This is a genomic window from Micromonospora sp. NPDC049051 (assembly GCF_043197575.1).
Classification (GTDB): domain Bacteria; phylum Actinomycetota; class Actinomycetes; order Mycobacteriales; family Micromonosporaceae; genus Micromonospora.
The window spans coordinates 812,034-831,185 of record NZ_JBICTL010000004.1 but is presented as its reverse complement, the minus strand read 5'-3'; the positions used below and the strand labels follow the sequence as shown (position 1 = coordinate 831,185).

The window sequence follows — 19,152 nt, the reverse complement described above, 5'->3', positions numbered from 1 at the left end:
GCGGTGACCACCGCCTCCCGGGACGGTGTCAAGGACCCCACCGACGGCGGGCGTTCCGGCCGCTCCCCCGACGCCGCGCGACCGGTCGACTCCGGGCTCGCCCGGGAGGTGCTCGACGGGCTCACCGAAGCGGTGGTGATGGTGGATCGGGCCGGGTCGGTCACGCTGGTCAACGCGACGGCCAGGGCGCTCCTCCCCGAGGCCGCGCCCGGCACGGACCTGCACGCCTGTGCGGTGCCGGCCGTGGCCCGGGCGGTGGCGTCGGGAGCGGACAGCTTCGCCGCCGAGCACGGTGGCCGCCGGCTGCACGGCGTACGGCGCGACCTCACCGACGGGCGGCACGCCTGGTACGTGCGGGACGTCACCGATGAGCACGCGCGCGTCGAGGCGCTACAGGTCGAGCGCTCCCGGACGGCGTTCCTCGCCGAGGCCGGCAGCCGTCTCGGGCGCTCCCTCCAGCGCGAGCAGACGCTGCGGACTGCCACGATGATGCCCGTGCCCTACCTCGCCGACCTGGCCATGGTGGTCCACCTGCCGCCTGCGCCGACGGAGGGCCAGCCGCACTGGATCCGCTACGACGGAAGCGACCCCGCCCCGGTGACCGGGCTCGCGCCCTGGTCGCTGACCGGCTCGCTGCCGGGGCTGGCCGAGGCGCTGGCCGGCCACCCGGCGACCCCGTCCCCGTGGCCGGACGGGGAGGCGGCCGACCTGGCCGCCGTGCTCCCGCCCGGGTTCGGCCCACCCGGCACCGTGCTGGCCTGTCCCATGCCGGGGGCGGGGCGCGCCACCGGCGCCCTCGTGCTGGTCCGCCGCGTCGGACGGGCCGACTTCGCCCGCCACGACATCGAACTGGCCCGGGAGTTCGCCGCCCGCGCGGGCGCCGCCCTCGGCGCCGCCGAACTCTACGGCGAGCAGGTCCACCTCGCCCGGGTGCTGCAGAACAGCCTGCTCCCGCCCGACCTGCCGGCCGTGCCGGGCGCCGTCCTCGCGGGCGGCTACCGGGCGGCCGGGGACGGGCTGCGCATCGGCGGCGACTTCTACGACGTGTTCCCCGTCCCGGGCGGCGCGATCTTCGCCCTCGGCGACGTGGCCGGCAAGGGCGTCGGCGCGGCCGTCCTCACCGGACGGGTCCGCCAGTCCCTGCGGACCCTGCGCCTGGTCGAGCAGCGGCCGCTGGAGTTGATGGGGCTGCTCAACCACGCGCTCTTCGACGCACCGGACGCGGCCCGCCGCAGCCAGTTCACCACCCTGCTGCTCGGCACCCTCGACGCCGAGCCCGACGGCGGGGTCACCGTCCGGATCGCCGGCGGCGGCCACCCGTCCCCGCTGCGGATCCACGCCGACGGCGGGGTCACCCCGGTCGCGGTCGGAGGGATGCCGGTGGGCGCGCTCGCCGCCGCCCGGTTCGCCGAGGTGGAACTCCGCCTCGCCCCCGGCGAACTGCTGTTCGCGTACACCGACGGGGTCGTCGAGGCGCGGGGCGGCCCCGACGGCCAGGAGATGTTCGGCGAGGAACGGCTGCACGCGGCGCTGGCCTCGGCCGCCGGGTCGACCCCGGCCGCGCTGGTGGACCGGCTCCTCGATCTCGTCGACAAGTGGCTCGGCGGGCAGATCCAGGACGACATCGCGATGCTGGTCGTCGCGGCGGCCCCCGCCTGACCGGGGTCAGGCCGTCCGGGCCACCTGCGGCCCGTTTCCCGGCCGGTCCTGCGTCGGCAGGCCGACCGGAGGGTCCTGCGGCCGGCCCGGCCACGGATCGTCCGCCTCGACCGACTGCACGGAGGCGTTGCGGTGGCGTGCCGCCTCGTCGAACTCCCGCATGCCCCGCAGCAGGGCCTGCCGCCCCTCGGGGGTCATGTCGGCGAGGATCGCCGCGAGCTGCTGGCGCCGGTCGTCCCGCAGCTCGGTGAGGAGCCGGCGGGCCTCCGGGGTGAGGTGCAGCGAGATCTCCCGCCGGTCGAACCGGCCGGGCTCGCGCTCCAGCATGCCGGCGGCCACCAGGCGGTCACAGAGCCGGCTGGCGGAGGAGAGGAGCATGTCCAGCCCGGTGGCCAGGCGGCGGAGGTTGATGCCGTCGTGCTGCTCGACCAGCATGATGGCACGCAACTGCGCGCCGGAGACCCGACTGGTCGTCCGCTCCCGCGCGGCCTCCCAGACCGTCAGCAGGGCATCGGCCACCGCGTCGAACTCGACCGCCATACTCGTCTCGGGTCCGTACGGACCGTGTACTTCCGCCATGGTGCGCCCGAGACTACTCCGAATCCGCTGGTCTGGGCTCATGCAGAAGGAGCGATGATGAGCGAACCGGTCAACCGGGTACGGCGTGTCCTCAACGAGGCGCCCGCCGACCTCCTGCTGGACCGGATCGCCGACGTCCTGGCCGCCGGCTACGGCACGACCCGGGTGGAGCTGCTCCTGGTCGACTACCGGTTGGCGGCGCTGCTGCCGCTCGTCGGCGAGGAGCCCGTCACCGGGCCGGGGCACCCCGCCTGGCGGTGCTTCGACCACCAGACCCCGATCGTCGCGGCCGGCACCGGCTACCTGCCGGTGTCCATGCGCGGGGATCGCCGGGGCGTCCTGGTCGTGGAGCCCGCGCCGACCGGGCAGGCCGCGCTCGACGAGCTGACGCAGATCGCCACCGCGCTCGCCCACGAGATCGCCGCGGTCACCGGCGGCACCGACGTCTACCGCTGCGCGCACCGCAGCAGGCGGCTCACCCTCGCCGCCGAGATGCAGTGGGAGATGCTCCCGGGCCGCAGCCGCACCCGCCCGTCGTTCAGCCTCGCCGGGCAGCTCGAACCGGCGTACGCGGTGCGGGGCGACAGCTTCGACTGGTCCGACGACGGCAGCCGGGTCTGGCTGTCGACCATCAACGGCACGGGCGAGGGGGTGGCCGCCGCGATGCTCACCTCGCTCGCCACCCACGCGCTGCGCAACGCCCGCCGCTCCGGCCTCGGCCTCGCCGACCAGGCCGCCCTCGCCGACCAGGCGGTCTACGACCTGCACCGGGGCGGTCAGCACCTCGCGACGCTGCTGATGGAGCTGGACCTGCGCTCTGGGGTGCTCACCGTGGTCGACGCCGGGTCGCCCCGCCTGATGCTGCTGCGCGGCGGGAACGTCCAGGAGCTGCCGCTGGAGGCGCAGTTCCCCCTCGGCATGTTCGAGGCCACCGACTACCGGGAGCAGCGCTTCGAGCTGTGCCGCGACGATCGGCTCTTCGTGGTCAGCGACGGCGTCATCGACGCCACCGGGCATAACGTGCGGTACGGCGAGACCGCGCTGGAGCGTTTCCTGCGCCGGACCGGGCCGATGGAGCCGCTGGAGGCCGTCCGCGCGCTGATCGGCGACCTGCGCGCGTTCGTGGCCGCCGACCTGATCGACGACGCGGTGGTGGTGTGCCTGGACTGGACCGGCCCGCAGGACTGAGGCTCAGTACGCCCCGCGGCTGTTGACCACCGCGCCGAAGGTCTTCCAGAGGATCGTCAGGTCGGCCGCGAGCGACCAGTTCTCCACGTAGTAGAGGTCGAGCCGGATGCCGTCCTCCCAGCTCAGGTCGGATCGACCGCTGACCTGCCAGAGGCCGGTCATGCCGGGCTTGACCAGCAGCCGGCGGGCCACGTCGCCGTCGTAGCGGGCCACCTCGGAGGGCAGCGGCGGGCGCGGGCCGACCAGGCTCATGTGCCCGAGCAGGACGTTGACCAGCTGCGGCAGCTCGTCCAGCGACCACTTGCGCAGCAGCCGCCCGACCCGGGTCACCCGCGGGTCGTCGCGCATCTTGAACATCAGGCCGTCGGTCTCGTTGCGGGCGGCCAGCGCGGCCAGCAGGGCGTCCGCGTTGACCACCATGGTGCGGAACTTGTAGACGCCGAACTCCCGCCCGCCCTGCCCGACCCGGGTCTGCCGGAACAGCACCGGTCCCCGGCTGTCGATCTTGATGGCCAGCGCGATGACGGCCAGCAGCGGCAGCAGCAGCGTCAGCGCCACCGAGGAGACGGCCCGGTCGACGAAGCCCTTGACCAGCTTGCGGGCCCCACGGAACTCCGGCGCCTCGACGTGGATCAGCGGCAGGCCGGCGACCGGACGGGTGTGGATGCGCGGGCCGGCGACGTCGGTCAACGCGGGGGCCACCACCAGGTCGATACCGGTGCCCTCCAACTGCCAGCCCAGCCGGCGCAGCCGGGTGGCGGTCAACTCGCCGGAGGCGGTCACCGCGACGGTGTCCGCACCGATGGCCGTGGCCGCCTCGGGGATGCCGCGGAACGATCCGACCACGGGCACGTCGCCCAGCCGCTGCGCGACCGGGGCCAGCAACGCGTCGGGGATGCAGGCGCCGACGACCTGGTAGCCCGCGTACGGCTCGCGGCGCAGCGTGTGCACCAGCTCCAGCACGTGGGCCGTGTCGCCGACCACCAGCACCTTGCGCGACCAGCCGGCGCCCTCGGACCGCGCCCGGTGCAGGCGCTTGCGGGCGGCGAACCGCGCCACCTCCAGGCCGAGCGTGCCGACGGCGAAGGAGATGCCGAGGAATCCCCGGGAGACACCGACGTCCGCGATGTAGCCGGCGATCGCGACGCCACCGGCGAGGCGCAGGCTGGCGGTGCTGACCCGCCGGTACTCGTCGGCGCCGTAACCGAGGACGCGGTCGTCGTAGCAGCGCAGCACCCGCAGCGAGACCAGCCAGGCGAGGACCAGCCCGGGGGCGACCAGGACGTAGGGGATCTTCGAGCCGCCGGGGATCTCGTCGCCGAACCGGGCGACGTAGCCGACGAGCACGGCGACCGTCAGGACGGTGGTGTCCAGCACCACCAGCGAGCGGACGTAGGCCCGCTCACGGGTGCGGGCCGGCCCTGGTCGTGGTTCGTCCGGTTTCGACGACGTGCTGGCGGGAGTCAACAGCGTCGCTGAGGTCACCGGCCCTCCCCACTTCGGTCGCCGACGGCCCGAGGGCCGAGCCCGATGCGCGGGCCCGGCGCAGGGGCACCAGGACATCCTGCCCCGGCAACCGCGCTCGACGATCGCTTCGGACGCATTGCCGTCACTACTTTCCCCGAGGAACCCCTTTCGGGGAAAGGGTCCACGGCAACCGGTCCCGTCCGCGGGTCCCGCCCCGCGCTGTGTCGCGGCTCAGGCGGGGGCCTTGCGCAGCGCGATCGCCTTCAGGAAGATGTCGCCGATCTTGGTCGGGTCCTCGGTGACGAAGGCCCCGCCGCCGGTGACGTCGGTGATCGACTTCAACTCGGCCTTGCTCACGTCGCTGCCGATACCGATGATCACGACCTGCACCGGCCGCTCCGGGTCCTTGATCTTGTTGAGCTCGCCCAGCAGCTTCTGTTGCGTGATGCCGTCGGCGTCCTCGTTCTTGCCGTCGGTGAACAGCACGATCGAGTTGACCCGGCCGGGCTCCCAGTTGTCCTGCACCTGCTGGTACGCCGCCAGCACCGTGTCGTAGAGGCCGGTGTTGCCGGTCGAGGAGCGGATCGAGGCCAGCGACTGCTCCAGCTTGCCGCGCTGACGGGACAACGGCCCGATGGCGACCAGTTCCCGGTGGTCACGGTTGCCCACCAACTGCGTGGAGAACGTCCAGAGCCCGATCGACCAGGAGTCGTCGAAGAGGTTCAGCCCCCGCCGGGCCGCCTCGACGGTGACCTGCTGCCGGGTCGCGTTGCCGGCGTTGGCCACCTTCTCCTTCATCGAGCCGGAGACGTCGATGACGGCGAGCATCCGCCCCGACTGGGTGGCGATCGACCAACTGGAGACGGCCCGGTCCATGGACTGCGGGTCCAGCCCACCCGTGGCCGAGCCACCGCCGTTGGCCGGCGGGGCCGGTGCGCCGCCGGCCGGGCTGGGCGCGCCCTGCGGTGCGTCGAAGCCCGCGCCCCAGTTGCCGTCGGGCGCACGCAGCGACTGGCCCGCCAGCCGGTCGCGGAAGTCGTCGGTGGTCAACACCTCGTAGAGCACCCGCGCCGCCGACGCCTTGGCCGGTTCGATGCCGGGCAGCACCGCGTACGGGTAGTCCAACGGCGCGGGCGCCGGCTCCAGGTAGAGCGCGGCCAGCGGCACCGGCGGCTTCTTGCTGTTGTACTGGATGACGTCTTCTTCGGAGAGCGCCGCCGCGCCCAGGCTGCTCGCGATCGTCGTGGGATCCGAGGCCGTGGGGAACCGGGCGAGCAGGTCGGGCCGCAGCGCCGAGCGGTCGGTGGCGAGCGCCCGCAGCGCGGCGACCTTCTCCTGTTCGGCGTCGGGGCCGCCGGAGGCGCTGGCAGCGGCCGTCAGGGAGAGCAGGCCGGACAGGCCGGCGGCGTCGCGGGTCGGCTCGACGATCCCGGTGCGCAACGGCTTGTCGCTCTGCACCTGCTGTAGGAGCTGGGTCCAGCTGAACTGCTTCTGCGGCCAGCCCAGGCGCGTGGCGATCGGCTCCGGCATCGCCACGACGACCGGGCTGCGCGCGATGGACGCTCCGTTACCCGGGTCGAAGGCGGTGGCGCCACCGGTCTTGAGCCGCAGCAACCAGGTGCTGGAGTCGGGCACCCAGACGTCCGGGCTGACCGACGTGCCGCTGGCCTGGCCCACGCCGGCCAGGGTGACCCCGTGCTTGGCGGCGACTGTCGCGGCCACGTCGACCGGATCGGACGCCGTGACGTTCACCGCGATGCAGGTGCCGCCCACCGCGGCGCCGTCCTTCACCCACTGCGCGGCGGCGTCGTCGACGGCCGGGGCGAGTTCGGCCGCGACCGCGACGGAGAGCTCGATCCGCCCCGAGCAGTCGGGTTGCGCCAGCTGCTGGTAGCCGAACCAGCCGCCGGCCGTGACGACGAGTACACCCACGGCGGCGGCTGCGGTGGCTGCGTGGTGATTCGTACGCATGCGATGGCGGCCTGCTGACACGCTGACCATCTTGCGGACCCTTCGGGACGACTGCCACGGGCCGTTCGGACGAAAGTTACTCAGGAGAAACAGTTGAGCGTCAAATTGCTACACAGCGTGACGGAGCTGCCTCTTTGAGTTGACGCCGGGGCCGACGCGCCTGGTCAGGGCAGCACGCAGGTGGGGCTCGGGACCGCCACGGGCTCCCCCACCGGAGCCGGTACGCCGGTGGCCGCGTCCACCCGGAAGACCCGCACCATGTCGGCCCGCTCGTCGGCGACGTAGAGGTGCTCCCCGGCCAGGGCGAAGTGCCGCGGCCACTCCCCGCCCGTGTCCACCTCGGCGACCAGTTCCGGCAGCTCACCCGCGAGAGCGAAGACCGCGACGGTGCCCACCCCCCGGTTGGCGACGTAGAGGTGACGCCCGTCCGGACCGACCACGATCTCCGACGGCTGGACGTGCCCCGTCCGGTCGCTGGCCTCGACCCGGCCCCGCTGGTGCAGCGCACCGTCGCCCGTCAGCTCGTACGCGGTGACCGATCCGTCCAGCTCCCCCGCCACCCAGCAGCGCCGCCCGTCGGGATGCCGCGCCAGGTGCCGGGGCCCGGTGCCGGCGGCCGTACGCACGCGGGGCCCCCGGGGCACCAGCCGGCCGGAGGCGGGGTCCAGGTCGTAGCGGTAGATCGAGTCGGTGCCCAGGTCGACGGCGAGCAGCGGGCCACGCCCGGGGTCGGGATTCACCATGTGGGCGTGCGCGCGCTCCTGGCGCTCCGGGTCCGGCCCGTGCCCCTCGTGCGTCACCAGGTCGCTGCGCTCGGCGGGCACCCCGTCGGCGTCGAGCGGGAACACGGTCACGCTGCCGCCGCCGTAGTTGGCCACGACGAGGTGGCCGCCGTCCGGGACGACCGCCAGGTGACAGGGCTCCGCGCCCCCGGTGGGCCGGGTGCCGAGCGGGGTCAGGTCACCGTCGGCGCCGACGGTGAAGGCGCTGACCTGCCCGTCGGGCAGCTCGTTCACGGCGTACAGCACGGGCAGCCGCGGGTGCCGGGCGAGGAACGAGGGCGAGGGGGTGACCGCGGCGGTGCCGAGGGGGGTCAGCGCGCCGGAGGCGGGGTCCCGCCGCGCCGCGATGATGCCGGTGCCCCGGCCCCCGCTGTGCGCCGTGTAACCGCCGATGTGGACCATCTCGTCCCGACCTGTCACCGGATCCGCCCTCCGCCGATTGTTCCGCCGATCCCCACAGCCTTTCCCGCTCGGCTGCCCGCTTAGCCCCGAAAATCCCGCCGAATCGCGGCGGCGCGCCGCAGGACGCCCCGCCGCGACCGCCGCCGCCGGGTCAGGCCGCCGGCACCGGCTCGCCACGCTGCCGGGCCACGTGCTCCACCAGCGCGATCAGCACCTCCTTGCCGGACTGCCGCTCCCGCGCGTCGCAGAGCACCAGCGGCACGTCGGGGTCGAGGTCCAGCGCCTGGCGTACGGACTCCAGGCTGAACTTGCGGGCACCGTCGAAGCAGTTCACCCCCACCACGAACGGCACGCCCCGCTGCTCGAAGTAGTCGATCGACGGGAAGCAGTCGGCCAGCCGGCGGGTGTCGGCGAGCACCACCGCGCCGAGCGCCCCGAACGCCAGCTCGTCCCAGAGGAACCAGAACCGGTCCTGGCCCGGGGTGCCGAAGAGGTAGACCTGGAGGTCGTCGTTGATCGTGATCCGGCCGAAGTCCATGGCCACCGTCGTGGTGGACTTCGCCTCGACGCCGGAGAGGTCGTCGGTGCCGATGCCGGCGCCGGTCAGCACCTCCTCGGTCTGTAACGGCCGGACCTCGCTGAGCGCGCTCACCAGCGTCGTCTTGCCGGCGCCGAAGCCCCCGGCGATCAGGATCTTGAGCGCGAGCGGGATCCGGGAGCCGGATCCGTTTCGGTCATAGCGCACGGAGTCCATTGACCACCGCCTTGAGGATGTCGTCATCGGGCAGGTACGCGGCGGAGGTCGGCTGGTGCACCGCGACCAGCCCGCGCGCCAGCAGGTCGCCGAGGAGTACGCGGACCACGCCCACCGCGAGGTCGAGGTCGGCCGCGAGCTCCGCGACGGGGACCGGCCGGGCGGCCAGCTCCACCAGGCGCCGGTGCTCGGGGTGCAGGTCGGGGTGCACGGCCGGATCGGCTGCCCCCTCGGCCAGCACGTACGCGACCAGGTCGAAGCCGTCCGCGGCGGAGCGGACCCGGCCGCCGGTCAGGGTGTAGGGCCGCACGACCGGACCGGCGTCGTCGTCCAGCCACTCGTGCTGCGGCCCGGGCGACTCAGCCCGCATCGGCGGCTCCCGCCGTCGACCGGGACGGGGCGCTCAGGGTCTCCCCGACCCGGGTGACCAGCATCGCCATCTCGTACGCCACCAGGCCGATGTCCGCGTCCGCGTCGCTGACCACGGCCAGGCAGGCACCCTGCCCGGCGGCGGTGACGAAGAGGTACGCGGACTCCATCTCCACCACGGTCTGCCGGACCGCCCCGCCGGCCACCTGCCGGCTCGCGCCCCGGGCGAGGCTGGAGAAGCCGGACGCCAGCGCGGCCAGGTGCTCGGCGTCGGCACGGTCCACACCGGCGGAGGAGCCGATCAGCAGCCCGTCCGCCGAGAGCACCACCGCCTGTCGGGCGGGGGGCACCCGTTCCACCAGTTCGTCGAGCAACCAGTCGAGATCGGCGCTCTGCCTCGTCGGATGCATCAGGCGTCCCTCTCAGTCGCGGTCATCGGTTCGGGGGTCGCCGGCCGCTCGGCCGGCATCGGAGTCGGGTCTTCGCGCGGCCGGCCCGGCCGGTCGGCGCCGACGGCGGCCTGCCCGGGGACGGAGCCCCGGTCCTCGGCGGCGGCCCGTTCCGACGCACCACCGCCCGCCGTCGACGCGGCAGGGGTGCCTCGGTCCCGGAAGGCTGCCCGTTCCGACGCACCACCGCCGGCCGTCGACGTGGTGGGGGTGTCTTGGTTCTGGGCCGTCCCGCCGGCCGCCGCGCGGCCACGGGCGGTGCCGGCCTGTAGGGCGGACATGGCCCGGCGCGCCTCCTCCGGGCTGCGCGGGGCGGGACTCTCGATCACCGGTTGCCGCAGCGTCGGGCCGTCCAGCGCGGACGGCCGCCCCGGGCCGTCGCCGGCGGACGGCCGCCTCCCGGGCGTGTCCGCCGGCGGTCGCCGGCGCACCCGGCGGGGCAGCCCGTCGATCTCCCCGACGATCTCGACCGGGGCCGGACCGCCGGGAGCCGCGTCGCCGGAAGCCACCCCGTTCTGGACCGGGCCCGCCGAGGGCCGGCCGGGCTGGGCCAGCCGAGCGGAGGCCGCAGCCGTGGCGGGTCCGGCGGTACGGGCCGGGCGGGGCAGCGTACCGAGCCGGCTCGCCCGGGCCAGCCGCCGCTCCTCGGGCGTATCGACGGGACGGCGCGCCACCGGCGGGCCGCCGGCCGAGGGCAGGGCCGGCTCGTCGGTGACCAGGTCGGCGGGGATCAGCACGACGGCGGTCAGCCCGCCGCCGTCGGACGGGCGCAGCCGCACCCGGACGCCGTGCCGGGCGGCGAGGCGGGCCACCACGAAGTGCCCGAGGCGGGCGGTCTCGGTCGGCTCGAAGTCGGGCGAGCGGGACAGCCGCCGGTTCGTCTCCTCCAGCGCGGCGGCGGACATGCCCAGCCCCCGGTCGGTGATCTCCACCGCGTAGCCGTTCGCCACGTGCTGCCCGGAGACCTCCACCCGGGTCTGCGGCGGCGAGAACGCGGTGGCGTTCTCGATCAGCTCGGCGAGCAGGTGGATCACGTCGCCGACGGCCCGCCCCAGCACGCCGGCCGGTGTCACGGCCGTGATGTCGACCCGGTCGTACGACTCGACCTCGGAGATCGCGCCCCGGACGAGGTCGACCGTCGCGACCGGGTTGCGCCAGCCCCGCCCGGGAGCCGCCCCGGCCAGGATGACGAGGTCCTCGGCGTGCCGCCGCAGCCGGGTGGCGAGGTGGTCCACGCGGAACAGCTCCGCCAGTTCGTCCGGGTCCTCCGTGTGCCGTTCCATGCGGTCGAGCAGGGCGAGCTGCCGGTGCACCAGCCCCTGGCTGCGCCGGGCGATGTTGAGGAACACCTCGTTGAGCCCGCGGCGCAGGGTGACCTCGTCGACGGCCGACTGGACCGCGGTGCGCTGCACCTCCGTGAACGCCCGCGCCACCTGGCCGATCTCGTCGCTGCCGTACTCCAGCGGGGGCGCCTCCCGGGCGACGTCGACCTGCTCGCCCCGGCGCAGCCGGGCCACCACCTCGGGCAGCCGGCGCTCGGCGGTCTCCAGCGCCGCGGTGCGTACGCCGGAGAGCCGGTGCGCGAGGTGGCGACCGACCCGCAGCGCCACGAGGACCGACACCACGACGGCGGCCAGTCCCAGCAGCCCGGCGGCGCCCAGCCGGATCAGGATGCGTACGGCCGACGGCACCGAACGCTCGGCGAGCCCGTCGGCCTGCGCCAGTTCGAAGTCCCGCATCGTCTGCTGTGCCGTCTGGTAGCTCTCCTGCCAGGCGGCCGGGTCCACGGCCGGGCGAATAATGGACCCGGTCACCAGCCTGTCCTGCATCGCCCGCAACCGGCCGAAGGCCTCCCCCTCGGTCATCCGCTGGAACGCGGCGCGCTCGGCGTCGGGCAGGTCGGCGACCGCCGTCTCGGCGAGGAAGCGCTGGTTGCCGATGGTCTGCACCAGTTGGAGATGCTCGCCGTCGGCGTACCGGCCGGCCGTGAACGCCCCGGCGAGCAGGGCGTCGGTCTGCCCGAGCAGCTCCCGGGACCGGCCGAGCGCGGTGACGGCCAGCGCCTGCCGGTTGAGGTCCCGGTCGGGCAGGTTGGCCATCGCGGAGAACGCCTGGAAGGCCGAGTTGATCATGCCACTGTAGAGGCCGATCGCGCCGGCCCGGTCCACCGCCCGCCGGTCGATGAAGCCCCGTCCCGCGGGCAGCGCGTCCAGTGCCGTGGCCAACTGGTCGAGCCGGGCGTCGAGGATGTCGTCGGCGGCGTCGCGCAGCTCCTCCCCGCCGATCCGGCGGCGCAGCTCGGCGATCGCCCGGTCGGTCCGCTGCCGCTGCTCGGCGAGCCCCGCGGCGGCGCCGTCGCCGGCCAGCTGGACCACCGAGAGCCGGCGTTCCCGTTGCAGCTCGGCCACCACCGTCTCACCTGGACGGCCGAGGTCGTAGAGGAGGGTCCGGGCGGCGAGCAGGTCCAGGGCGGGGCCGAAGGTGAGCGTGGTGGCGAAGATCCAGAGCGCCAGCAGCGCGGTCACCGGCACGACGACCAATGCGGTCAGCTTCGAGCGGATCGGCCAGTCGCGGGTGTTCAATCAGACCTCGCCCGGAAGGTGTGGCTGCGGGGGCGCCGGCGCCGGCCGGGCAGCGTCACGAACGGACGGTCCGGCCCGTGTGCGGGGCAGGTCCGGCGGACGCCTTGGGCAGGATACGTAATCCTCGCCCGTTGCACTACCGTCCGTCGCGTCGGGCGTACCGGCCGAGTGTCCACCCCCGACGAACGCCCCGTCGGACGCCGCCGGAGCCTTCACACGGGTGCCGGTCAGGCGGTCCCGACGCCGGTCGGACGTCCCGGCGGCCCGGTCGGGCGGTCCGGCCAGCTCGCGGTGGCGCCGCCTCGCCGACCTGGAATGGGTCAAGTCTCGGGCCCCGCGGGTGACCGGTCATGGCACGCGGGAGACGGCGGGCACCGGGGCCGTCAGGAAAGTTCCCCGGAACGGGATTGGCGATCAGTCAGGGGAGGGAATACCACCTGACGAAGGAGGAGCCATGTCGCCCACGCAGGTAATAGTCATAATTCTCGTCGTGCTGGTGATCGCGGCCGTGGCCGTGGTCGCCCGGTCGTACGCCCGCCGCCGCGCGCTGCGGTCGCGGTTCGGGCCCGAGTACGACCGAGCCGTCGCCGAGCAGGACAGCCGGACCGTCGCCGAGCGGGAGCTGCGGGAGCGGGAACGTCGGCACTCGGAACTCGCCCTCACCCCCCTCGCCCCCGAATCCCGGGCCCGGTACGCCGCCGCGTGGGAGGAGCTCCAGGTCCGCTTCGTCGACTCGCCCGCCGAGACCGTGGGCGAAGCGGACGAACTGGTCACCCGTCTCATCGCGGAACGCGGCTACCCCACCGGCGAGTTCTCCGACCAGGTCGCCCACCTCTCCGTCGAGCACGCCCGCACGCTCGGCCACTACCGCGACGCCCACGAGATCCACCTGCGCAACTCCCGGGGCGAGGCGAGCACGGAGGAGCTCCGCCAGGCCGTCGTGCACTACCGCGCCCTCTTCGCCGACCTGCTCGGCGAGGAGCCCGTCGCCGCCCGACCGTCCGAGCAGCGCAACCCGGACAGCCAGCACGATGACGCCACGAGCCGCTAGGAGGATGACGATGCGCCAGGAAGAGCAGCGGGTCGACAACGAGCACCCCGAGGCCGTCCGCTCCGAGCCGGTGCCGGTGCCCCCTCCGGGCGACCGGGCGGGCCGGACCGACGTACCCGAGGACGCCCTCGACGACCGGGGCACCTTCGACGACCCGGCGGTGGCCGGCGACGACGGCCGGAGCACGGACGAGCTGTCGGGCGGCCGGGGTGCCGGCAGGGTCCGGTCGGACGACCGCGACACCGACGACCGGGTCGGGTCCCGCTCGGACGACCGGGACGCCGACCGCGACCGGACCGAGTTCCACGAGCCGGGCCCGGTGCCGACCGCCTTCGGCGCCACCAGCGTCGGCGGCGCGGTCGCCGCGTCGGCGCTGGCCAGCCCCCTGCCGGAGGACGAGCCCGACCCGCGTACGGAGTCGACGGCCCAGCCGGGCGACGGCGCCGTACGGGGCCCCCGGGAGGGCCGCCGGGCGGACCCGACCGCCGAGTTCGACCGTTCCGTCGGGCTCGGTGAGGCACGTTCCGACGACCGGCAGGCCCGCCGGGACGACGACACTGAGGTGTCCCCGGAGACCGGCGACGGCCGCCCCGTGCTGACCGACCGCATCGACGACGCGGCCGGGTACGGCAGCCCCGCGCCCGCCATGGTCGACCCGGACGCCGCGCAGGCGCCGGCGGGGCCCGCGGGCAGCGGGGACCTGGGGGCGGCCGGGACCGACCGGCCGGCGGGCGCCACGGTGGCCGCCGAGCCGGCCAGCCTCTTCGACCCCGCCACGGCCCAGGGCTTCCGGGACCGCTGGCGGGACGTCCAGCTGCGCTTCGTGGACGATCCCCGCGCGGCGGCCGGGGAGGCCCAGTCACTGGTCGACGAGGCCATCCAGGCGCTCTCCTCGGCGCTGTCGGCGCAGAAGAACAAGCTGGGCGGCTGGCAGGACGCCGGTTCGACCGACACCGAGCAGCTGCGGATGGCCGTACGCCACTACCGCGACTTCCTGGACCGGGTGCTCGGGCGCTGAGCCCGCTCCCACGAGGCGCCCCCGGCCGCCGGTCGGGGGCGCTTCCGCGTCCGGATTCGGCCCCTCCCGACCACGAGTGCGCGGCTCTGCCGGTGACGCCCATCGACCCGGCGGTCCCGCGCCGGCTGGCGGGCGATCCGGTCGAAACCGCCGCAGACCTCCGCGGCGACGCGATCCGGCCCGCACCGCCCGAGACCGCCGCGACGAGGATCGCTGAGCCGTACCGGCTGCGCCCGGCATGGGCACCGCCGCTCCGGGTACCCGAGCAGGATCAGGAGAGCACCTGGTGACGGGAGGGCAGCGACATGACGGACCGTGACCGTGACCGGCCGCTGGAGGAGAGCCCGGAGATGTCCGCGGCGGCCGAGGACGACACCGGCATCCCGCAGCTGATGACCGGGGGCGGCCCCGATCGCGACACTCCGTCGTTCACCGGGCCCGACGACGAGCCGCTGATCGGCGACCCGTACGCCGCCGGCACCGGCGCGACGGGCACCGGCACGGGCGCGGCCCCGGACGACATCCGCACCGGGGCCGAGCAGCCCTGGGAGCCGGAGGACCTGGTGGCGGCCCGGGGGCAGGATCCCACGCCGGACAACGTCGAGCGGGCCCGCCGGGACCTGGCCGAGTTGGGCCGCGCGGCGATCGAGAAGACGGTGCCCTGACCCGCGTACGCGAGGGGGCCCCCGGCCCGACCGTCGGACGGTCGGACCGGGGGCCCGGGGAACCTGCCGCTGGAGCGCCTCACCTACTGCCAGCGGCGGGTGGGCGCCGGTGTCAGGAGAGCGGCGGGTACGCGTTCTGCATGAGCTGCGCGAACTGCGCGGGGAACCACGCGCCCGAGATCGGGGCGTCCGCCAGGGCACCGCTCATGTTGTTGCCGTTGCGGGCGTTGCCGGTGTAGGTCGGGTCGCACATCCGGTCGAAGCCCTTGCCCTCGTTGTTCGGGATCTCCTTGCTGGAGCCGTCCGACTCGCCCGGGGGCTTCACCCAGACGTAGGCGTCGATGCCGGGCTCCGGCGCGGCCTTCGGGCGCTCGCCCAGGCCGGCCCCGGCCTGGTTGCACCAGTTGCCGGTGTGGAACCGACGGTCGACCCGGCCACCGTCGACGTACGTGTCCACGTTGGTCGTCGCGCCCGGGCCGGTGGGTCGGGCCGTGCCGCCCCAGCCGTTGCGGGAGGTGTCGATCAGCATGCCGATGTTCGAGTCGAAGCCCTTGGACACCAGCTCGTTGCGGAACGCCTGAGCGAACGAGAGCTCGTCCACGTAGAAGTTCCAGTCGACCCACTTCGACTGCCGCACCGTGGTGCCGTTGACGTTGTCGGTGACCTTGAAGTGCGGCTCACGCAGCGCCGAGTAGTTGGCGGTGTTGACGATGAAGCCGTGCACGTTGTTCACCGTGCTACCCGAGGCGACGGCGGCGTCCTTGAGGATCTGCGCGGTCGGGCTGAAGTTGCTGTCCCAGCCGATCCAGCCGTGGTGCGCGGCGTCGATGTAGTTGTAGACGTTGCCGATCGCGCCCAGCTTCGCCAGGGCGTAGCCGACGCCGTTGACGTAGGCGCCGTTGGCCTTCACCGTGTCGCACATGACCGTGCCGCCGGGGTTGCCGGAGGTGTTGGTCACCAGGTTCGGCAGCGAGTCGATCTCGATGATGTTGACGATCCGCAGGCTCGCGTACTTCGGGTCGCCCTGGATCGCGGCGATCGGGTCGATGTACTCGGCCTTGTAGCGCGGCAACTCGTCGGCCTGCAGCTCACCGTTGGACGCCAGCGCCGAGCAGTCGCGGCCGGGCAGGTTGTAGATGACGAACTGGATGTAGTTCGCCCCCTGCTCGAGCGCCTTGTTCAGGTGGTCCCGCACGCCCATGGCGCCGTTGGAGCTGCTGTCCGGGGTGCCGTTGATGGCGGCGATCCGGTCGATCCAGACGGCGGTCGGGTTGTTCGACACCCGGCTGCCGCCCGAGACCGACTCGGCCTTGGCCTTCCACTCCGGGTTCACGTACCCCTTGGCGTTCAGGTACGGGTTGTCGACCCGCTGCCCGGGCGGCGGCGTGGTCGGCGGCGGGGTGGTCGGCGGCGGCGTCGTGGGCGGCGGCGTCGTCGGCGGGGTGGTGGTGGGCGGCGGGGTGGTGGGGTTGGGGTTGCCGCCGTTGCAGGTCACGCCGTTGAGCGTGAACGAGGTGGGCTTCGGGTTGCTGCCGCTCCAGGCGCCGTTGAAGCCGATGCTCACCGTGGCGCCGCTGGCCACCGTGCCGTTGTAGGACTCGTTCTGCGCGGTGACGTTCCGACCGCTCTGGGACCAGCGGGCCGACCAGCCCTGCTGCACCCGCTGGTTGCCGTCCGGGAAGGTGAAGCCAAGCGTCCAGCCGTTGAGGGCGTCGCCGATGTTCTTGATGTTGACGGTGGCGGTGAAACCGCCCTGCCAGTCGCTGGTCGTGTATGACACGTCGCACTGCGTCGCGGCGTGCGCCATGGTGACCGGCAGGGTCACCAGTCCGCCCGCGACCAGAGCGCCCGCGCCGCCGAGCGCGAGGGCCCGGCGGGGGCCGGACAGCCTTCTCCACACATTCATGCCACTGATCTCCTTGGGCGAGACCGGATCCGCGAGCGGCCCGGCGTTACGGCCCGATGGGCGTCCGGGTGGACGTCCGCCGGTGCCACGGGTTCTTTCGGGGGTGCCCGACCCGGACGGGCGTTCGGTGGTGGTCCGACCGGCGCGACGGCCGGCCGGGAGGCGGGAGGTCGTCCGGCGGACCGGTGCCCTCGACTCCTACCTGCGCGGTGTGGCTCCCCGAACCGCGTGCAGCGATTCTTGCATGGGAGCGCTTCCATGGCAATGCCTCGATGTGACGCCGGGGGCGGGCGGGGGCTCCGGTGCCAGCGGGGCTACCGGGACGGGACGAGCCGGTCCGCCGCGCCACGGGCCACCCAGGCGGCCTAGGGAGGCCGCGAGGGCGGAGACCGCCTACCCAGGCCAGAAAAGCCGCTAAAGCGGCGTAGTACTTCTACCGCGCTTACTTCGCCGAAGCGCCAAAACACGAATCTTCCCCTTCATAACTCATGAAACGGTCTAACGTCGTCGGTAGCTCGGTTGTCGCCGAGCCCAGAACAAACAGGGATGGAGTGACGCAGGTCATGGCAAACAAGATGCTGGGGAAGGTCGTTGCGGGAGCCGCTCTCGGCGGCGCTTCCCTGCTCGTGTTCACGCCGGGAATCGCGTTCGCGGACGGCCACGACGACGGGGGCAAGGTCTACGCCAAGCCGCACGTCGTCAAGGCGGGCGACACGGTCAAGCTGATCGAGGTCTGCTCGGAGCGGCAGGAGCACGCCTTCGTGTGGTCGAAGGTGACCGGCAAGGTCAACCTCAAGCCGGCCGAGGGCCGCGGCGACTGGCGTGGCGGGGAGGAGGGCTCCCGCGACCACGACAAGGGCAAGGAGCACGAGGACAAGGGCCGCGACCACGACAAGGGCAAGGACCACGAAGACAAGGGCCGCGACCACGACAAGGGCAAGGACCACGAAGACAAGGGCCGCGACCACGACAAGGGCAAGGACGAGGCCCCCAAGCCGCAGCCGTCGACGACCGGCGAGGGTGGCGGCGCCGCCGACGCCGGCGCCGAGGGCGAGCGCGACTGGAAGGGCTACGAGCACGGCCAGGACGCCGAGGGCGACCGCGGCGACAAGGACGGCAAGGGCGACCGTGAGGCCCGCGAGGACAAGTACGGCTCGGACGAGTCCGGCCGCGAGGACCGCAAGGAGCACGACAAGTACGGCTCGGACGAGTACGCCCGCGAGGGCCGCGAGGACCACGACAAGTACGGCTCGGACGAGTACGACCGCAAGGGCCACGACAGCGGCTGGTCCGAGGAGGAGTCCGAGGACAAGGGCTGGGAGCACAAGCGGGACTTCGTCTACTACGGCGAGGCCGAGGTGTCCGAGGACGCCAAGCCGGGCCGCTACGAGCTCAAGGGCTCGTGCGGCGAGGGTGAGCTCGTCGTGCTGCCGCGTGGCGGCGTCGACGGTGGTGACGGTGGCCTCGCCGCCGGCACCGACCGGGGCCTGGCCGCCGGTGGGGCGAGCCTGATCGGCGCCGCCGCCCTGGGCGGCCTCGTGCTGATGCGCCGGCGTCGGACCGATGAGTCCTTCGTCTGACCTGACGGCGACACGGGCCGGCGGCCGTCACGGGAGACCGTGGCGCGCCGCCGGCGCGGCCGTCGTCGTCCTGGTCGCCATGGTCGGCGCCGGCCTGATCGGCGCCTCGCTCCAGACCGCGTCCGCGCCCCGGCCCCCGCAGCCCCTGGCCGCGCCCGCCAGCACCGGGGCGGACTCCGCCCCCGACGTCGACCCCGACGTCGCCGCCGGCACGGGTCTGGCCCGCTCCGCCCCCACCACGATCACCATCCCCCGGATCGGGGTCGACGCCTCGATCATGTCGCTCGGCACCAACCCGGACGGCACGGTCCAGGTGCCCCCGCTCGAGCAGGCGCAACTGGCCGGCTGGTACGAGCCGGGGCCGAGCCCGGGTGAGATCGGCAACGCGGTCATCGTGGGGCACGTCGACTCGGCCAAGATGGGGCCGGCGGTCTTCTTCTCCCTCGGCGCCCTGCAACCGGGCGACACCATCACCGTCACCCGGGAGGACGGCCAGCAGGCCACCTTCACCGTCGAGTCGGTCAAGGCGTACCCGAAGACGGAGTTCCCGACCGAGCAGGTCTACGGTCCCAGCGACCGGCCCGGCCTGCGGGTGGTCACCTGCGGCGGAATCTTCGACCCGGCCGCCGGCAGCTACCCGGACAACGTGGTCGTCTTCGCCTCCATGCCGGCGGTCTGAGCCGTCGACCGCACGGAAGCCACCGGACGACGCGACGCGGTCCGGCCGGTC

The 19,152-nt window shown here is 73.9% G+C and carries 16 protein-coding genes; 7 read left to right on the top strand and 9 right to left on the bottom strand.

Annotated features, from left to right (window positions below; genetic code table 11):
- Nucleotides 1-3: 3 nt before the first annotated feature.
- Nucleotides 4-1,659 (top strand): SpoIIE family protein phosphatase, encoded by a 1,656-nt coding sequence (locus ACGFIR_RS20585; RefSeq protein ID WP_393146500.1) that lies wholly within the window; start codon nt 4-6, stop codon nt 1,657-1,659.
- Nucleotides 1,660-1,665: 6 nt separating this feature from the next.
- On the opposite strand, the gene ACGFIR_RS20580 is transcribed toward ACGFIR_RS20585, so the two are convergent.
- Complete coding sequence (locus ACGFIR_RS20580) at nt 1,666-2,238, bottom strand: MarR family winged helix-turn-helix transcriptional regulator (protein WP_393146498.1); 573 nt, start codon at nt 2,236-2,238, stop codon at nt 1,666-1,668.
- Between the two features lie 57 nt (nt 2,239-2,295).
- Between ACGFIR_RS20580 and ACGFIR_RS20575 the strand changes: the two genes are divergently transcribed.
- Nucleotides 2,296-3,426, top strand: a complete 1,131-nt coding sequence (locus ACGFIR_RS20575) for a PP2C family protein-serine/threonine phosphatase (protein WP_393146496.1) — start codon at nt 2,296-2,298, stop codon at nt 3,424-3,426.
- Nucleotides 3,427-3,429: 3 nt separating this feature from the next.
- On the opposite strand, the gene ACGFIR_RS20570 is transcribed toward ACGFIR_RS20575, so the two are convergent.
- From ACGFIR_RS20570 to ACGFIR_RS20540, 7 genes are all read right to left on the bottom strand, one after another.
- Complete coding sequence (locus ACGFIR_RS20570) at nt 3,430-4,911, bottom strand: sugar transferase (RefSeq protein WP_393146494.1); 1,482 nt, start codon at nt 4,909-4,911, stop codon at nt 3,430-3,432.
- A gap of 213 nt (nt 4,912-5,124) precedes the next feature.
- Nucleotides 5,125-6,885, bottom strand: a complete 1,761-nt coding sequence (locus ACGFIR_RS20565; RefSeq protein ID WP_392999119.1) for a substrate-binding domain-containing protein — start codon at nt 6,883-6,885, stop codon at nt 5,125-5,127.
- Nucleotides 6,886-7,028: 143 nt separating this feature from the next.
- Entirely contained in the window at nt 7,029-8,048 is a 1,020-nt protein-coding gene (locus tag ACGFIR_RS20560; protein ID WP_392999450.1) for a lactonase family protein, read from the bottom strand.
- Nucleotides 8,049-8,199: 151 nt separating this feature from the next.
- Complete coding sequence (locus ACGFIR_RS20555; protein ID WP_392999117.1) at nt 8,200-8,802, bottom strand: ATP/GTP-binding protein; 603 nt, start codon at nt 8,800-8,802, stop codon at nt 8,200-8,202.
- On the bottom strand, nt 8,783-9,172 hold the full coding sequence (locus tag ACGFIR_RS20550) for a DUF742 domain-containing protein (protein WP_392999115.1): 390 nt from the start codon (nt 9,170-9,172) through the stop codon (nt 8,783-8,785). Before ACGFIR_RS20550 ends, ACGFIR_RS20555 begins: the two co-directional genes overlap by 20 nt.
- On the bottom strand, nt 9,162-9,581 hold the full coding sequence (locus ACGFIR_RS20545; RefSeq protein ID WP_392999113.1) for a roadblock/LC7 domain-containing protein: 420 nt from the start codon (nt 9,579-9,581) through the stop codon (nt 9,162-9,164). Before ACGFIR_RS20545 ends, ACGFIR_RS20550 begins: the two co-directional genes overlap by 11 nt.
- Nucleotides 9,581-12,202: a nitrate- and nitrite sensing domain-containing protein gene (locus ACGFIR_RS20540; RefSeq protein ID WP_393146492.1), complete on the bottom strand. Its 2,622-nt coding sequence runs from the start codon at nt 12,200-12,202 to the stop codon at nt 9,581-9,583. Before ACGFIR_RS20540 ends, ACGFIR_RS20545 begins: the two co-directional genes overlap by 1 nt.
- Before the next feature lie 454 nt (nt 12,203-12,656).
- Here ACGFIR_RS20540 and ACGFIR_RS20535 point away from each other — a divergent pair, with 454 nt between their 5' ends.
- The 3 genes from ACGFIR_RS20535 to ACGFIR_RS20525 all read left to right on the top strand — a co-directional run bounded on the left by ACGFIR_RS20535 (nt 12,657) and on the right by ACGFIR_RS20525 (nt 14,936).
- A complete protein-coding gene (locus tag ACGFIR_RS20535; RefSeq protein WP_392999109.1) occupies nt 12,657-13,253 on the top strand; it encodes a hypothetical protein in 597 nt (198 codons plus the stop codon).
- A 10-nt stretch (nt 13,254-13,263) separates the two neighbouring features.
- Complete coding sequence (locus ACGFIR_RS20530; RefSeq protein ID WP_393146490.1) at nt 13,264-14,271, top strand: hypothetical protein; 1,008 nt, start codon at nt 13,264-13,266, stop codon at nt 14,269-14,271.
- A 305-nt stretch (nt 14,272-14,576) separates the two neighbouring features.
- On the top strand, nt 14,577-14,936 hold the full coding sequence (locus tag ACGFIR_RS20525; RefSeq protein WP_392999105.1) for a hypothetical protein: 360 nt from the start codon (nt 14,577-14,579) through the stop codon (nt 14,934-14,936).
- 112 nt (nt 14,937-15,048) lie between these two features.
- Here ACGFIR_RS20525 and ACGFIR_RS20520 read toward each other — a convergent pair whose 3' ends face one another.
- On the bottom strand, nt 15,049-16,842 hold the full coding sequence (locus tag ACGFIR_RS20520; protein WP_393146488.1) for a glycoside hydrolase family 6 protein: 1,794 nt from the start codon (nt 16,840-16,842) through the stop codon (nt 15,049-15,051).
- Nucleotides 16,843-17,405: 563 nt separating this feature from the next.
- Here ACGFIR_RS20520 and ACGFIR_RS20515 point away from each other — a divergent pair.
- Both ACGFIR_RS20515 and ACGFIR_RS20510 read left to right on the top strand, forming a co-directional pair.
- On the top strand, nt 17,406-18,422 hold the full coding sequence (locus tag ACGFIR_RS20515; protein ID WP_393146486.1) for a hypothetical protein: 1,017 nt from the start codon (nt 17,406-17,408) through the stop codon (nt 18,420-18,422).
- A gap of 1 nt (nt 18,423) precedes the next feature.
- Nucleotides 18,424-19,101 (top strand): class F sortase, encoded by a 678-nt coding sequence (locus ACGFIR_RS20510; protein WP_392999448.1) that lies wholly within the window; start codon nt 18,424-18,426, stop codon nt 19,099-19,101.
- The last annotated feature ends 51 nt before the right edge of the window (nt 19,102-19,152 follow it).

What these genes read in the sequence shown, in the direction of transcription:
- ACGFIR_RS20555 (WP_392999117.1), bottom strand. Translation starts at nt 8,802, where the DNA reads ATGGACTCCGTGCGCTATGACCGAAACGGATCCGGCTCCCGGATCCCG.
- ACGFIR_RS20545 (WP_392999113.1), bottom strand. Translation starts at nt 9,581, where the DNA reads ATGCATCCGACGAGGCAGAGCGCCGATCTCGACTGGTTGCTCGACGAA.
- ACGFIR_RS20560 (WP_392999450.1), bottom strand. Translation starts at nt 8,048, where the DNA reads ATGGTCCACATCGGCGGTTACACGGCGCACAGCGGGGGCCGGGGCACC.
- ACGFIR_RS20530 (WP_393146490.1), top strand. Translation starts at nt 13,264, where the DNA reads ATGCGCCAGGAAGAGCAGCGGGTCGACAACGAGCACCCCGAGGCCGTC.
- ACGFIR_RS20580 (WP_393146498.1), bottom strand. Translation starts at nt 2,238, where the DNA reads ATGGCGGAAGTACACGGTCCGTACGGACCCGAGACGAGTATGGCGGTC.
- ACGFIR_RS20535 (WP_392999109.1), top strand. Translation starts at nt 12,657, where the DNA reads ATGTCGCCCACGCAGGTAATAGTCATAATTCTCGTCGTGCTGGTGATC.
- ACGFIR_RS20525 (WP_392999105.1), top strand. Translation starts at nt 14,577, where the DNA reads ATGACGGACCGTGACCGTGACCGGCCGCTGGAGGAGAGCCCGGAGATG.
- ACGFIR_RS20575 (WP_393146496.1), top strand. Translation starts at nt 2,296, where the DNA reads ATGAGCGAACCGGTCAACCGGGTACGGCGTGTCCTCAACGAGGCGCCC.
- ACGFIR_RS20550 (WP_392999115.1), bottom strand. Translation starts at nt 9,172, where the DNA reads ATGCGGGCTGAGTCGCCCGGGCCGCAGCACGAGTGGCTGGACGACGAC.
- ACGFIR_RS20515 (WP_393146486.1), top strand. Translation starts at nt 17,406, where the DNA reads ATGGCAAACAAGATGCTGGGGAAGGTCGTTGCGGGAGCCGCTCTCGGC.
- ACGFIR_RS20520 (WP_393146488.1), bottom strand. Translation starts at nt 16,842, where the DNA reads ATGAATGTGTGGAGAAGGCTGTCCGGCCCCCGCCGGGCCCTCGCGCTC.